At 58.8% G+C, this 14,183-nt stretch carries 14 protein-coding genes, 1 tRNA gene, 1 pseudogene and 1 other annotated feature; of the genes and pseudogenes, 6 read left to right on the top strand and 10 right to left on the bottom strand.

Annotated features, from left to right (window positions below; all coding sequences use genetic code 11):
* Nucleotides 1-63 precede the first annotated feature (63 nt).
* From smrA to DBR30_RS03280, 3 genes are all read right to left on the bottom strand, one after another.
* Complete coding sequence (gene smrA, locus DBR30_RS03290; RefSeq protein WP_005338734.1) at nucleotides 64-645, bottom strand: DNA endonuclease SmrA; 582 nt, start codon at nucleotides 643-645, stop codon at nucleotides 64-66.
* A 187-nt stretch (nucleotides 646-832) separates the two neighbouring features.
* The gene (locus DBR30_RS03285; RefSeq protein WP_005338733.1) at nucleotides 833-1,012 is read right to left on the bottom strand and encodes a DUF3149 domain-containing protein; all 180 of its coding nucleotides are present in this window, start codon (nucleotides 1,010-1,012) and stop codon (nucleotides 833-835) included.
* A 121-nt stretch (nucleotides 1,013-1,133) separates the two neighbouring features.
* Nucleotides 1,134-2,036 carry a TraB/GumN family protein gene (locus DBR30_RS03280; RefSeq protein ID WP_108541126.1) on the bottom strand — a complete coding sequence of 301 codons (903 nt, stop codon included), beginning with the start codon at nucleotides 2,034-2,036 and terminating at the stop codon, nucleotides 1,134-1,136.
* Nucleotides 2,037-2,124: 88 nt separating this feature from the next.
* Here DBR30_RS03280 and DBR30_RS03275 point away from each other — a divergent pair, with 88 nt between their 5' ends.
* On the top strand, nucleotides 2,125-2,457 hold the full coding sequence (locus DBR30_RS03275; protein ID WP_058059412.1) for a DUF1904 family protein: 333 nt from the start codon (nucleotides 2,125-2,127) through the stop codon (nucleotides 2,455-2,457).
* Between the two features lie 91 nt (nucleotides 2,458-2,548).
* Here DBR30_RS03275 and DBR30_RS03270 read toward each other — a convergent pair whose 3' ends face one another.
* The 6 genes from DBR30_RS03270 to DBR30_RS03245 all read right to left on the bottom strand — a co-directional run bounded on the left by DBR30_RS03270 (nucleotide 2,549) and on the right by DBR30_RS03245 (nucleotide 9,865).
* On the bottom strand, nucleotides 2,549-3,376 hold the full coding sequence (locus tag DBR30_RS03270; RefSeq protein WP_042054211.1) for an SDR family oxidoreductase: 828 nt from the start codon (nucleotides 3,374-3,376) through the stop codon (nucleotides 2,549-2,551).
* A gap of 141 nt (nucleotides 3,377-3,517) precedes the next feature.
* Complete coding sequence (locus DBR30_RS03265; protein ID WP_005338723.1) at nucleotides 3,518-4,966, bottom strand: OprD family outer membrane porin; 1,449 nt, start codon at nucleotides 4,964-4,966, stop codon at nucleotides 3,518-3,520.
* A gap of 502 nt (nucleotides 4,967-5,468) precedes the next feature.
* Nucleotides 5,469-7,406: a methyl-accepting chemotaxis protein gene (locus DBR30_RS03260; RefSeq protein WP_108541125.1), complete on the bottom strand. Its 1,938-nt coding sequence runs from the start codon at nucleotides 7,404-7,406 to the stop codon at nucleotides 5,469-5,471.
* Nucleotides 7,407-7,511: 105 nt separating this feature from the next.
* Entirely contained in the window at nucleotides 7,512-8,396 is an 885-nt protein-coding gene (locus DBR30_RS03255) for a DMT family transporter (RefSeq protein WP_108541124.1), read from the bottom strand.
* Nucleotides 8,397-8,583: 187 nt separating this feature from the next.
* Nucleotides 8,584-8,660 (bottom strand) — tRNA-Arg (locus tag DBR30_RS03250).
* A 50-nt stretch (nucleotides 8,661-8,710) separates the two neighbouring features.
* The gene (locus DBR30_RS03245) at nucleotides 8,711-9,865 is read right to left on the bottom strand and encodes a flagellar assembly protein FlgT (protein WP_108541123.1); all 1,155 of its coding nucleotides are present in this window, start codon (nucleotides 9,863-9,865) and stop codon (nucleotides 8,711-8,713) included.
* 218 nt (nucleotides 9,866-10,083) lie between these two features.
* Here DBR30_RS03245 and DBR30_RS03240 point away from each other — a divergent pair, with 218 nt between their 5' ends.
* On the top strand, nucleotides 10,084-10,704 hold the full coding sequence (locus DBR30_RS03240; RefSeq protein WP_005338718.1) for a FlgO family outer membrane protein: 621 nt from the start codon (nucleotides 10,084-10,086) through the stop codon (nucleotides 10,702-10,704).
* A gap of 10 nt (nucleotides 10,705-10,714) precedes the next feature.
* A complete protein-coding gene (locus DBR30_RS03235; protein WP_005349622.1) occupies nucleotides 10,715-11,140 on the top strand; it encodes an LPP20 family lipoprotein in 426 nt (141 codons plus the stop codon).
* A gap of 77 nt (nucleotides 11,141-11,217) precedes the next feature.
* Here the strand turns inward: DBR30_RS03235 and pheA are convergent, their stop codons facing one another.
* Nucleotides 11,218-12,390: a prephenate dehydratase gene (pheA, locus tag DBR30_RS03230; protein ID WP_108541122.1), complete on the bottom strand. Its 1,173-nt coding sequence runs from the start codon at nucleotides 12,388-12,390 to the stop codon at nucleotides 11,218-11,220.
* A 38-nt stretch (nucleotides 12,391-12,428) separates the two neighbouring features.
* Nucleotides 12,429-12,550, bottom strand: a sequence feature (Phe leader region).
* Nucleotides 12,551-12,720: 170 nt separating this feature from the next.
* Between pheA and DBR30_RS03225 the strand changes: the two genes are divergently transcribed.
* From DBR30_RS03225 to DBR30_RS21565, 3 genes and pseudogenes are all read left to right on the top strand, one after another.
* Nucleotides 12,721-13,332: an HAD family hydrolase gene (locus tag DBR30_RS03225; RefSeq protein ID WP_108541121.1), complete on the top strand. Its 612-nt coding sequence runs from the start codon at nucleotides 12,721-12,723 to the stop codon at nucleotides 13,330-13,332.
* Between the two features lie 18 nt (nucleotides 13,333-13,350).
* On the top strand, nucleotides 13,351-13,629 hold the full coding sequence (locus DBR30_RS03220) for a DUF6482 family protein (RefSeq protein WP_005338699.1): 279 nt from the start codon (nucleotides 13,351-13,353) through the stop codon (nucleotides 13,627-13,629).
* A 79-nt stretch (nucleotides 13,630-13,708) separates the two neighbouring features.
* A pseudogene (locus DBR30_RS21565) lies at nucleotides 13,709-14,183 on the top strand (hypothetical protein); the annotation flags it as partial.

Here is a 14,183-nt window from a genome sequence, read left to right as displayed (position 1 = left end):
CCGCCGCTGTATAGTTGACCACCTTCATGCAGGCGGGCCAAAGGCGTAGTGGCGAGAGGCGGGTTAGCCGAGCCGCTTCTGGTGCCGTTCGCGATTTTCCGCTTTTTTGCGTTCGCTTTTACGCAGCAGCACGTATAGAGCACCGCTGCCGCCGTGGCGACGCTCGGCGCTGTGGATCGCCATGACGGCGGGCAGTTGCGGCAACCAGGCGCTCACATAGCTTTTCAGCAGGGCACGCGGGGTGCTGCGCTCCCCCTTGCCGTGCAGGATCAGCAGACAGCGGATATCCCGGACTTCACAATCCGCAATGAACTGCACCAGCGTCTGGCGCGCTTCGTTGAGGGTTTTCTGGTGCAAGTCCAGGCTGGCCTGTAGCTCGTATTTGCCGAGCCGCAGCTTCTTGTAGACCCCCTCCTGCACCCCATCACGCTTGAAGCCGACGATTTCGTGCGGATCGCGCATCTCGATGGCCTCCATGGTGAGGTGGTCGAGGGCGAGTTGTTCGGCAGTGGCAGCCTGGCGGCGAGCGAGCTGCGCCTCGGTCGGGGCGGATTTGGCCGCATGGGGATGGATGTTGTCGCTGCGAATGGGCCGCACGTCGGCCACTTCATTCATAAATAGCGAGAGTTCGTCGTTATGAGACACGGCAGGCTCCCCATAAGAAAAAGTGGGGGTCATTATAACGGCCGCAACCGGCACAGAAAATGGGGAAAGGGGGAGGGGATAAGGGGCGCCCAGCTTGGACATTAGTGCAGCCTGGCCCGGGAAGCACAGTCGCAAACCATAAAACAGCACAGGCGGTCAGTGTGAACTGCCGCCTGTGGTCAGAGGATTATTTTCCCTCTTTGGGCTGTTGAGAATGGGGTTGCTGTGAATGAGGCGGTTGCGAGTGCATCACCTTGTAGATGAAGTAGGCCGCGTAAGAGCTGATGAGCAAGAAGGTGCCGATAATCACCAGCATCGACATCAATCCCACGCTGTTGCCAAACATCAGGTCCAGCCAAAAGTCCATTTTATTGCTCCTGTCACCCGGTTGATGACAGGCATGATAAATACCTCTTTGCCCTGTCCGGGATGATCCCGATCAACTCCCTTGCAGGTTGTTTAATAACCAGCGCGATCTGTGATCGTTCTCACTGGACTCCTTGCGACCGAGCCTGCACAGGGCCCGGTGTGGTGAGCGGGGTAATGCGCCACCCTTGCTGCTCCAGCAACGCCAGCAACCCCTGCTCGCCGTAAAGGTGCAGGGCGCCTACCACGATAAAGCTCTCGTTGGGCAGGGTGGACCATTTCTTCAGCCAGTTGTGGTTGCGCTCGGCCAGCAGGGTCTGTTCCATCCAGCTCTGTAGCGCAGGGGGAGCCATCTCCTCCTTGAGCAGATTGATAAGCGTCGCCTCATCTCCCTGCTGCCAGGCCTTCATCACGGCGGCGAAACCACTCTCCAGCATCGGTAGCTCATCCAGGGTGCTGGCGAGCATCAGGGTCTGGTTGTCACCCACGCTGGCCAGATAACCGAGCTGCTCCAGCAGGGTTTCAAAACCCACTACCGGTTTGCCCTCTTTGGCGGCTCGGGTGGCAAAGTGCTGGTCTATCCCGAGTTCACTCTTGAAGTCGGAGCGGGCCATGGCGGCTTGGGTCAGAGTAATGGCAGCAAACCAGGGGCGCAGGGTGGCGAGGGTCGCCTCGTCGATGCCATAGCGGGCCCCCGCCATCAGGGTGCGTTGATAGAGCTCGGCAGGTAGATGATCCTTGAGCGGCTTGCCATCCACCAGTCGGGTGAGGGAGCCGGTCTGTTGCCACTGATCCGGCGTGATGCTGTTCATGTCCACCTCCATCACCAATGCGCGACTCTGCAGCCAGGCACGCTCCACTGACTCGGGCAGAGGATAGAGGGCTGGTTTGCCCGCATGGATGGAGCCCAGCAGCCAGTGTTGCTGGTTGCCCTTGCTCACCCGATAGAAGGCGGGATCGGCAAAGGCGTGCAGCGGTAGCAGCAGGCAGAGCAGGAAGACAAAGAGGGAGCGATGAAATCTCATGGGGATCCTTAATATGCGCCGGGTGACTTCTCTTGCTGACAATAACCCCTATGATAAGTCCTCATTTCAGATAACCAAGAGGTTTGCCATGCCCCATCTTCGTTTTCGCGCCGTGACGCTCGATACCCTGCAACAGGTGAGTGGTCCGCTGCAGGCCGAGCTTTGCGAGCTGACCGGCGGCAAGCCGGAGTTTGTCACCATGGAGCGGGTGGAGAGCTGCTGGATCCGCAACGGCGAGCCAGAGACGGGTTTTCCGTTTGTTGAGCTGCACTGGTTCGAGCGGCCACAAGAGATGCAGGACGCGGCCGCGCGCCTTATCACGCGCCATTTGAAACGGGTGCTGGGGGAGCAGACCTATGTGGTGGTGCAGGTGATCCCTCTGGTCAAGAGCGCCTACTACAGCAATGGCGAGCACTATTGAAGAGAGGGAAAAACCAGGTTGGCGGGACGGGTGATGCCGCTACCCGGCTAACGCCACTTGGGCGGCAGGATGCTTGTCGCCCATCACGGGATCAGGCCGATTTGGCCAGCAGTTTATCGAGCCAGCGAGTGGGCAATACCCGTCGCAGGAAGGCAAACAGCCGGGTCGGAGTGGTCACCGGATAGCGTGCCTTGGGATGGGCGTGGGTCAGCGCATGGAGCAGCGGCGGGATGCAGGCTTCGCTTGGGAGGGTAAAGCCGCTGGTGGCCCCCTCTTTTTCCAGCCGTGTCAGGGTCTGGCGGTAGGCCGACTGATGACGGCTCTGGGCCGGATCGATGTGCCGCAAGAAGGCGCTGCGGGCATTGGCACGAAAACGGGTATCGATGGGGCCCGGTTCAATCAGGCTGATATGTACCCCGCTACCCGCCAGTTCGAGGCGTAGAGTGTCGCTATAACCTTCCAGCGCAAATTTGCTGGCGTTGTAGGCGCCGCGATACTTCATGGCAACCAGTCCCAGAACCGAGCTGTTCTGCACTATCCGCCCCTCTTTGGCCTCCAGCATCGGCGGCAGCACCTGACGGATCAGATGGTGCCAGCCAAACAGGTTGGTATTGAATTGTTCCCTGAGCGCTTCGGTGGGCAGATCTTCCAGCGCCCCGGGTTGGCCATAAGCGCCATTGTTGAACAGGCCATAGAGGCGCCCGCCCGCCAGATGGAGCGCCGCACTGGCACCCAGCTCGATGGAGGCAGGGTCCGCCAGATCCAGCTGTACTGCCAGCAATCCCTGTTGCTGCAGACGGGCCACATCTTCCGCCTTGCGCGCCGAGGCGATCACGGTAAAACCGTGCTGCCCGAGCGCCTGTGCGGCGGCGAGGCCAATACCGCTGGAACAACCGGTGATCAGAACAAAACGGGGCATGATGGCGTCCTTGTGACTGCTGACAAAAGCGTGTGGGCAGGTGAGCGGGTAAAATCCTTATCCGGCTCGCATGTTAGCCTGCCAACCGGTAAAAAGAAAACCGGGCCAAGTGGCCCGGTTTGCTGACATCGTATTGCCTGATTACATGAAGGTAAGCGGCATGATGATGTGGAACTTGACGTCGTGCTCGGAGGCGAAGATGTTGGGGTAATCGGTCCAACCGCCGCCCTGGCTGATGTCGTTGTTGTAGTCGGTGTAGTGCAGTTTGAACAGGGTGCCTTTCAGCTTGCCATCCTGCACGGTATAGGTGACATCGAAGTTGGCTGCCCATTCGGTATCTTCACCGTTGGCTGCTTTCTTGCCTTGACCGGTTTCGATATCCCAACCGTAAGCACCGGATACACCGACGGACCAGCCAGGCGCACCAACCAGGTCATCCAGAGAACGGGTCACGCCGAAGAACAGTGCTTTCTCGTTGTTTGCGTTCCAGTCAGAGCGGGAGTCCCACCAAATTTCGTTGGCACCCTGGGAGTTGGCGTAGCCACGGGTCAGACGGGGCAGGTAGTTGCCTTCCGCACCTTCAGCCTTGGTCCACAGACCTTCCAGACGGAAGCCGTACGGGCCCATGCCCCAGGCGGCTGTCAGAGCTTGTTGCCATGCCAGACCGTCATAAGTCTCGATCTGGGAAGCGCCCTTGGTGTAGGTCTCGGTCTCGGAACCGTAGAACTGGTAGCTGGTGGAGAGGCCGCCCAGTACGTCAAACTTGTGAGCCAGTTTGAAGTGGTAGCTGTCCATGTAGCCTTCGGACTGACCGAAAGAACCGGTCACTGCAGTGCCATTTTCGAAGGTGTAACGGGCTGCGATACCGTGGATGTAGTCGATGACGTTTTCATCAGCGAACGGATCCATCCACGCTTTGGCACGGGAGAAGACCTGAGTCTCTTTGTACCAGGGGGCCTTGTACTCGTCAGCGATGGCGTAGGTCAGGTAGAGGCCACCGAAGTTACCTTCAACTTGACCACCACGATAGGTACCCGGCTGATAAGACCAGTTAACACCGATTTGGCCAGGGACATACAGCTGGGTATAACCACCCTTGGCAGTGATGCCGCCGTCCAGGAATTTCAGCTTCATCGCTGCGTTGGAGAGGCTGAAACCACCTTCAGGGGAGCCATCTTTGGCGTTGTTGCCCCAAGAACGGCCAGCGAAGGAGAATTCGTTTTCCTGGTTGACCGGGTGATTTTCGGTAACGGCCAAGTCATAGGCACCGAAGCCGCCCAGATCCAGACCTACGGTGTCCCAGGCATAACCGGAGTTGAAGTTAAGAGCGGCTTGAACGGTGGAATGGCTCAGGTTGGACTGGTATTTGCCTTCTTTCTTGGCTGCAGTCGGGTCACCATCGATGCGCTGACGATCACGCTGGAAGTAGAACAGACCGCCGGTCAGTTTGGAGTCTTTAACGAAGGTTTCATAGGACTGGCCGTATTCCGGGCTCATCATATCCTGAGCTGCCAACGCCATACCGGGGGCGACCAGAGCGGCTACCACAGCGGCACTCAAAGCGGCGCGCTTGAAGATCACTTTTTCCATTTTTATTGCTCCTGATTTTATGGACTTAGCTTTTTTTTCCGGCAGTTGGCATCGGGCCTACCGCTCGGTATTGGCATTGCAATCAAAACCCCGAAGGGCAAAAAATCTTGTCTTGGCTACCTGCAAACCCGGATGTCTTGGCACATCTGTAGTTGGCAGTCCTGATCATCACATGTTGTTTTTTTATGTTCCGATTCTTGGCTATCGGACAACCTCAAGAGTACGTTCGCGGTGCGAAATATCAATGAAAAGTTCCCTCAACGTTTCAAAAGTATGACCGAGTGCAAATAATCATGGGCAAGGTCGTAAACAGCCTCATGGCAGGTATCACGGTGATGAGAGCGTTTTCTTGAGGCCGCAGCCAGCGCCAGTGCGGGTTTTCATCCGGTACGGGGGAAGAGGTGTCAGTTAACCTGCCGATAACAGATAATTTTGTGCTACAAAAAAACTTTCCCTCTGGTCGAGGGAAAGTTATCTGGCAAAGATGTGAAGCGAATAGGGTTCAGCCTTGCTGGCCGAGGATGCGGGGGATCTGCTGCGCCTGATGGTGGATATGGGAGGAGACCTGCACCGAGAGCTGACTCACCTGACGGGCATGCTGATGGATACGGGTGATCAGATCGGCAAAACTGGCCAGTTTGTGCTCCTGACTTTTGGCGTTGTCGGCGCCCTGCAGGGCGATCACTGCGGTGTTGCGGGCGATCTCCCTCACTGCCTGGGTAGTCTGGCGCAGTTGTTCCGCCTGCGCCCGCTGGCGGCTTGATTCGCTGGTGATCCGGTTCAGTACAGTGCCAAGCTGTTCACCGGATTGGGTCAGACGCCCCAGAATATCGGTGATCTGGTTGAGGGATTGCTGGGTATTGGCCGAGAGGTGGCGCACTTCATCGGCAACCACGGCAAAACCGCGTCCCTGTTCCCCTGCGCGGGCCGCTTCGATGGCGGCGTTGAGGGCCAGCAAGTTGGTCTGCTGAGCGATATGACCGATCACATCGACAATGGCCGTCACATCGGCAACCGAGCGGGTGAGGGCTTGCAGCGCCTCATCGCTCTCGTCAATCGCCAGTCCGGTCTGATGAGTGGCGTGCAGCATGCTCCCCACCAGATCTTCGCTCTGGCTCATCGCCTGTTCGTTATGGTGGGCATGCTGGGCGATGTCGGCGGCGACCTGATGGACCTCTCCGGCCAGCAGGTTCAGCTCATCCATCATCTGGCCGCTCTCGTCGACCACCTGTTCGGTGGTGCGGGTGCTGTGGTGGATCTCGTCAACCTGACTGACCATTCCTTGCAGACTGAGGGATACCGCTGACAGCTGCCCCTCTTTCTGTTGCTGGTCCAGTTGCAGGCGACCGATCAGCCGATTGTAGCTGGCAACAATATCGGCCAGCTCGTTGCGATCGCGCCCGGCAGGCAACGGCTCGGCCTGCCCCGTCTGATCGAGCTGCAGAAAGGCTCCACGCAGTCGCAACAAGGGGGTGAGCAGCCAGCGTCGTTGCACCAGCGCAAACAGCAGGGCGACAACCACTAGGCAGAGCGCCAGCGTGCCGAGGATGGTGGCCAGCTCCTGATTGACGGCTTGCCGTTCGTGGGCAAGTAGTTCCCCCATCTGTCTGGTCGCTTGCAACATGGCCATGATGTCTTGCTGCACGGTCTGGCGGCCAGCCTGTTGTTGCTGAAGCGCCGTGCGGCTGTTGGCCAGCTCCTGCGGATAGCGGCCCAGCAGCGAGCGTAATTCGCTGCGTGGTTGATCTCCCAGCTCCTTGCGCACCGGCTCCCCCAGCGTGAACTCATCGGCGGGCGCCTCTTCATACAGGCCGATCAGCGGCAAGGCTTGCAGTGCTTGCGCCTGTTTTTGCAGAGCCTCCAGCTCGAAGCGGATCCCTTCGAGCAGCTTTTCATTGCCCTGCTCCATATAGCTTTGGCGCAAATGGGCGAGGCGCGGCAGGCCCGCCAGGATCTCGGCCGCACCGCGGCGATATTGCTGTGCCGCGGCAGATTGTTCCGTGTTGGCACCTTGCTCCCCATAGCGGATCAGCTCCATGGCCTGGCTGCCCAACTCACTCTCGGCATTTTGCAGCAGCAGCTGGCTGTTGCCCGAGAGCTTGCCTGCGGCCTGATAGTCGTGCGCGATGCGCTGCGCCATCTGTTCGAGTTGCTGTCTGAGCGGGGCTGCCACGGCATCATCCTGAGCGGCCAGCGAGGAGAGCGCTTGCTGGCGGACCTTCTCCGCTGCTGTCAGTTGTTGCGGATCGCCGCTGTTGAGGTAGTCACGCAGGCTGTTTTGCAGGGTCACGGTCACCAGTTGTTGCAGCGTCTCGTGCTGATGCTGGGCCTGATTGGTACGGGCAAGCTGCTGCCAGCCGTGGTAGAGGGCCAGCGCCTGTCCTCCCGCAACCAATAACAAAACAAGGGAGGATAGGGTGGCGTAATGGGCGATTTTCACTGGGTAATTCCTGTCAGCACAGACCATGGGGGAGCGTGGCCCGAGCCTAAACAGGGATGATGGCGTTTTTATGACAGCATGGTCAGGTGGCTCTATTTTACCGACTTAACTGGCTGGGGATGCCAGTGCTCTGTTGCGTTGGCCCAGCATACCGAGCAGGGCGCCGCCCATGATAAGTGCACCGGCCAGCAGATGGCGCGAGGTCAGCTCTTCTCCGTTCAATGCCACTAACAGCAAAGTACTCAGCAGCGGTGTCAGGTAGGCAAGGGCACCGATCCGGCGTGGATCGCCGTCTCGCAGTGCCAGATACCAGGTCACAAAGGCCGCCCCCATGGGGCCCAGCGCCAGCCCGATGATGAGCCACCAGTCACTGGTGGGGATCTGCGCGAGTGGCAGGGGCCCCTCCAGCAGACGGGCAAGCAGCAGCGCCAGCAAACCCGCGGGCAGACAGGCTGCCGCAGTGACCACGGCGGGGGCTGGCGGCAGACGGCGTGATAATACCGAGTAGGCTCCCCAGACGACAGCTGCACCGAGCGCCAACAGGTATCCCGGCAGATAGGTCTGCTGTAGTTGCAGCTCGCCGTTGACCATCACCAGCATGGAGCCCGCCAGACCAAAGGCGCCAGCCAGCAGGTGATGGGCATGGAGTGGATGGCCGGGCAACAACAGCGGGGTGAACAGAATGATGCAGAGCGGCCAGAGGTAGTTGATGAGGTTGGCCTCCAGCACCGGGGCATGGCGAAAGCTCATAAAGAGCAGCAGATGGTAGAGCAGCAATGCCGTAACCGTCACCAGCCAGGTAATAGGACGAGCGCGCCATTGGCGCCAAAACGGCAAGGCCCCGACCCCGCAGAAAAACAGCACCAGCCCGACCAGCACCAGTGGTGACCCGCTGGTGACCCGTGACGTCAGCGCCGCCAGTGAAGCCCACAGCACAATGGTCAGCAAGGCAAAACCGGTGGATCTATCCCACCAGGAACATCCGGACATCTAACACTCCTTTGCAAGATGAAACAGGGCTTGGCCTCAAAGACAAGCCGAAGAGAAGCAGTCTATCAGAGAGCGCATGCTCTGAACGAAGAAAGGAGAGGGTCATTACGGTTGGATGGTCGGATTCATTGTCGCCAAAAACGACCAAGGGGTTAGCATCGTGAAGATGCCAACCCCTTGTTTTGTATGGCGCTCCCGACTGGAGTCGAACCAGTGGCCTGTCCCTTAGGAGGGGACCGCTCTATCCTGCTGAGCTACGGGAGCTGTGTGGCGGGCATTATACAAGAAGCAACTCCCTTTTAAACCCTTGATTTTTATTCCAATACTGCCAAATCCCCATTCTGGATGTTAAACGGCGAATATTTGTTCTGGCTGCTGATGATGGCGCCATCGTCGAATACCTGCACTACCTCGAACAGGCCGTCGGCCGGGTTGCGCATCATGCGGGACTTGCCGTAGGGGTCGATGAAGTCGGCGTTGTGCTGGATGCGGAACTGATCGCCAAGCTTGACACCGTTGCGCCGCCCCAGATTGATGTAGGGGCCACGTTCGTTCTGGCCGACCACCCGGGCGGTGACCGGGGCGCAGGTGAGCTGGGCCACCAGATCCTGAGCCGCCTGCTGCAGCTGGTAGTCGACCTCCTGGCCGTAGCTTGACTGCCAGAACTGGCCGCTGCTGCTGCCCACCTGTTCTTGCTTGCCAAAGGTCCAGGTGGCACGCCCTTCGTAAACTTTGCGGTTGATCAGACTGCCGTTGATACCGTCGAACAGGTAGAGCTGCATGCGAAAGTTGCGTACGGGATCCTCATACCAGCTGGTCAGCTGGTTGCCCTGCGGCTCGATGGAGAGATCATCGATGCTGCCGAGTACCAGATACTGGCTGTCGGTGCGCAGGCTGAGCGCCTTGATCTCTTCGAGGGCGCTGCGATCCCCCTGTTGCAGATGGAGCGGATCGATGCGCAGGTTTTCATCCAGCCACTGGCGCACCGCGACCCCTTGCCGCGCGTTGGCGAGAGTCTCGAACAGTCGTCGCGAGAGGTTTTCCGGCATGTCGTCCATGGCGCCGTAGCTGGCTTGGTCCGGATAACGCATCCGCAGCCTGACCAGTGTCAAATCCTTGGCGAAGTGCTGGGTCTGGCAGATCTGGCGCTCGGCCTGAATGTCGGCCACCAAGGTGATATACATGCGGCCGTTGCGCACCTCTTCCCGCTTGAGCCGATATTGGCGAATGTCGCCGCCGGAGCGGATCTGGATCTGCTCGGAGCGCAGGCTGCCATTTTCCAGACGCTGGACGCTGGAAACGGCCGCGCCGCTGGCCAGCAGCGCCTGACGCAGGGCGTCGCGGGTCGCCTGCTCGCGGGCATAGACCTCATCGCCCCCCAGAATGGCGGCGCTGCCCTGCGCTTCGATAAGCTCGGCTCGGGCGCTCAGGCTGGCCAGCAGCAGGGTCAACAGCAGCGGTAATTTCATAGCAGATACCTTGATTAGGCGACTCGCAGCCTCTTCTCTTGAAGAGAGCATGGCGGGCCGACATGGATCACAACAGTTGTTTGATGGCGTTTTTCTGACCATCCGCCAGAGATTGGCTTAACAACGAGTGTTTCAGCAAGAATCATGCCTCATTCCCGACTCAAGCTTTGTCCGGCGCGTCCGATAATAAGTCAGGTGCAGATACAGGAAAGGTATCCATGAACAAACTCATCACGGCGTTGGCGCTTGCTCTGGCATTGACCGGGTGCGGCTCCGACCCTATCAATCGGGATCAGGGTGACCCCCGCCAGGCGGCGCAGGGGATGGAGCTCAACTGGCTGGTGGCGCGCATGACCGATCAGCTGATGGAGCGCAAATCGCTGACCACCCTGACCGAGCCCATCGCGGTGGCCTCTTTCGTCGATCTCGATACCCTGCAGGATACCAACTGGATGGGGCAGCAGATTGAGGAGAGCTTTATCTACGAGCTCAACCGTCGCGGCGAGGTGGTGGTGGACTTCAAGCTGACCGGCAGTATCAAGGTGACGCCGCAGGGAGACTTCGTGCTGAGCCGCAACTACAAGGAGCTCTCTTCCCGCTTGCCGATCTCCCGCATTCTGGTCGGCACCTTCAGCCGCAACAGCAAGGGAATTCTGGTCAATGCCCGCGTTATCGACATGCGCACCAAGATGGTGGAGACCACGGCCCAGAGCCTGATCCCGCAAAAATATCTGTTCGGTGCCAACAACTCGTTTGGTCGGGCATCGATCAATCGCGGTTATCTGATGCGTGACAGTCAGGCCCGGCCGGGCGGTCATCTGGTCAACCTGACCCCGTGAGGAGCGAGTCATGAAGATCCTGTTTGGTTGCCTGTTGGCACTCTTGCTCACCGGTTGCAGCTACAACCGGGTGGTGGATTACACCCAGGGTGGCAAGCCCGATGATTTTCCGGTGCTCAAGGCGGTGGGCTATGCGGTGATCGACATCCAGCCCGGCCCCTCCCAGTCGGAGAAGATGCTGCAAGCCATTCGCGCTTCCAAGATGGATGCATATCGCGAGCTGGCCGAGCAGCTCAATGGTCAGCAGGTGCGCGGCCAGAGCAGCTATCGTGACCTGACCCAGACCTCCAACTCGCTGGATGTGTCGGTTGCCGGTGTGGTGCGTGGTGCCCGGGTGGTTGCCTCTTATCCGCGCGGCAATACCTATGCCACCGAGATGGAGCTCGATACCCGTGCCCTCTACAACATCAACCAGCTGATGGCCGGTCAGTTCTGAGTTGATGGGCTTGCTGTGAAAACCGGCATCAAAACAAAAGGCGAGCAGGGTGCTCGCCTTTTGTCGTTGTGGGCTGGTTAGTTCCCCATCAGCACCGGCGGCACTGCGGTGGGTTTCACATCCTCGCTCGGGTAGCAGCCAAGCACCTTGATATAGCGGGTGATCTTGGTCAGCTCCACCAGTGCGGCCTGCATCGCCGGGGTCTGCAGGTTGGCGGAGACATCGAGGTAGAACATCTCTTCCCACGGGTTGCCCTGCACCGGACGGGACTCCAGTTTGGTCATGTTGATCTCGTGGCTGCGCAGCACCAGCAGCGCCTCGACCAGCGAACCCGGCTTCTGGGAGGTGGACATGATGAGGGTGGTCTTGGCTGGGATCTGCGGTGCCACGTCGATGGGCTTGCGCGCCACCACGATAAAACGGCTGTAGTTCTCTTTCTGGTTGGCAAGCTGCTCGGCCAGCACATCCAGACCATACAGTTCGCCACCGGCGGCGCTGCCGATGGCGGCGGCCTCCGGGCTGGCCAGTTCTTTCACCTTCATCATGGCACTGGAGGAGGAGTCGCAGATCTCGTGACGGGCACCTTCCAGCTTGCTCAGATAGTGGGAGCACTGCTGGAACACCTGCGGGTGGGCATAGAAGGTTTTGATGCGACTCAGCTCGGTCGGCACGGCGGTGAGGATGCAGTGCTCAATGGGGTAGGTGAGCTCGCCGACGATGGAGAGGCTGGTGTGCTGCATCACGTCATAGACTTCGTTGATGGAGCCTGAGCTGGTGTTTTCGATGGGCAGCACGCCAAAGGCGGCGCGACCCGACTCCACCGCATCCAGTACTTCACGGAAGTTCTGGCAGTTCACCTCGATCACCTGATCCTTGTAGCGCGCCAGATATTTGCGGGCGGCGAGGCTGGAGTAGGAACCGCGCGGCCCCAGATAGGCGACGCTGGTCATCGGCTCCTGTTGCTCCGGGTTGAGCAGGCTCTGCAGATAGGCCTGCTGGGAGAGCACAGAGTCTTCGATGATGGTGTGATAGATACGGGTGATGTACTGGGCATCCAGCCCCAGCACGCGTCCTTTCTGGATCAGGGCGACCAGCAGCTCCTGCTCCCTCTGGTGGTCACGGATGGGGCGCGGGTTGGCTTGCTTGGCACGGGCGACCTCGATGCTGAGGGTCTTGCGTTTCGCCAGCAGGGCAAGCAGCTCCTGATCCAACCGGGTGATGTCTTGTCTGATCTCGTCGAGCGTTGCCATGATTGTTCCCTATCCAAGTAATCGATTGATATTAATGCAAAAAAAAGCCTCCGCTAGGGGAGGCTCGATTCGTCTTTGCTTTCTGTTCACACGACGACAGGCCTTCCCTCAAGCGGGCCGGATAAACGAGAAAGCAAAGAAGAATGGTGCGTGCATAGGTGTGTCCTTGAAGTAACGTCATAACCATTAAGGGATTTGCCGGTTTGATGCAAGTAAAACTTGCCCGCGGGCAGGGATGGGGGCAGGGTATCCGGTTAAGAAAATGGCGTATGAGCGATGTTCTATTGACTCTGTTTTGATGACTGACACCCAGTGGGGGAGGTAAAGACGATGGCGATTATTTTCGATCTGGGACGGGTGGTGGTGAGCTGGGATCCGGTAGGCATAGTGCATGCGGTGTGTGGCCCGCAAGGAGCCGAACAGTTGGCTGAGCAGCTCTTTGACCACCCGGACTGGCTGGAGGTGGACAGAGGCACCATGTCGCTCCACACCATGGCCCGGGAAGCACAAACGCGCACCGGCCTCTCGGCGGCACAGAATCTGGCCATTTTACAGGCAGTTCCCGCCTCCCTGCAGCCAGATCCCGCTATGCTAACCCTGATAGCCGAGCTGCACGGGGCGAGGCACACCCTGTATGCCCTCTCCAACATGGGTCATGCCAGCATCGACTGGTTGGAACAGCATCAGGATTTCTGGCGCTTCTTTAGCGGCAAGGTGGTCTCGGCGCGGGTGCGGATGATGAAGCCGGAGCCGGATATCTACCGCTATCTGCTGGTGTCGTTCGATCTGAAACCGGCAGAGTGTCTCTTCATCGATGACAGTCCCGCCAACATCTCGGCCGCCGAGGCCCTCGGTATCAGGGGGATCGTCTTTACCGACGCGGCGAGTTGCCGCCAGCAACTGGGTGAGCTGGGCTGTTTGCCCGCCACCGGCAAGGGGTGATGCCCCTCTAGGAGCACTATGGAGCATGGCCGGTTTCGCAATTGGCTCAGTCACTATCCCGAGGCGACCCTGATCATCGCCTGCAAGGATGGCAGCGGTTATCAGCTCTGTGTTGAGGCAGAAGGGGAGTGCCTCTGCCTGACCGACAGTGAGGGAGGGCGCTTGACCTTCACCTCGCTGGATCAGGCGCAGGGTTTCTTGCGAGCCCATCGGGTTCACCAAGCAAGATTACGAATTTATGACGCCCAAAATGAAGATTTAGCAGCAGAATCACAGGAAATAATCATCAAGTTTTAATTTTAACCAGACTCTTTAAGGGTCTATTCAGTTTGTTTGCCGCACAATACTGCACCTGTTCATCATCCGGAGCTGTTTAATGGGTGCCAATGTAGTTGTACTGAATCAGGGATATGATCACTCTTTTCAAGCCAGGGAACAGCTGCTGATTGAGCGACTGGCAAGTTTTGACGAGCTGGTTGTCTCTTTTTCGGGACGGTTGGAATCCTGCTACAGCATCGAGCTGTGCCGCGCTGCCGGTGTGAAAATCCACGCAATTACCCTCGATAATCCGACCCGCAGTCGCAGCGAAGTAGCCCGAGCCCGCCGTTATTGCCAGCGTTATGGCATCGATCACTGGGTCATCAAGAGTGACGAGATCGTCTTTTGCGATCGCCTGCCAAATATTGAAGGGCTGATCGACCCGGTTCGCCGCATTGGTGAGTATGTGCAGACTCGTCCGGAATGGACTCATCTGCCGTTGCTGGTTCCGGCAGCGGTGGAGGAGCGTGATGATTATCTTGCCCAGTTCGGGTCTCTGCCTGCCAACTCTATCTGGTTTTTTGCCGACAACG

Origin of the sequence: Aeromonas sp. HMWF017, assembly GCF_003061465.1 — a bacterium.
Lineage (GTDB): Bacteria > Pseudomonadota > Gammaproteobacteria > Enterobacterales > Aeromonadaceae > Aeromonas > Aeromonas veronii.
The sequence above is the reverse complement of the archived record's forward strand: the minus strand, read 5'-3'. Positions and strand labels throughout refer to the sequence as shown.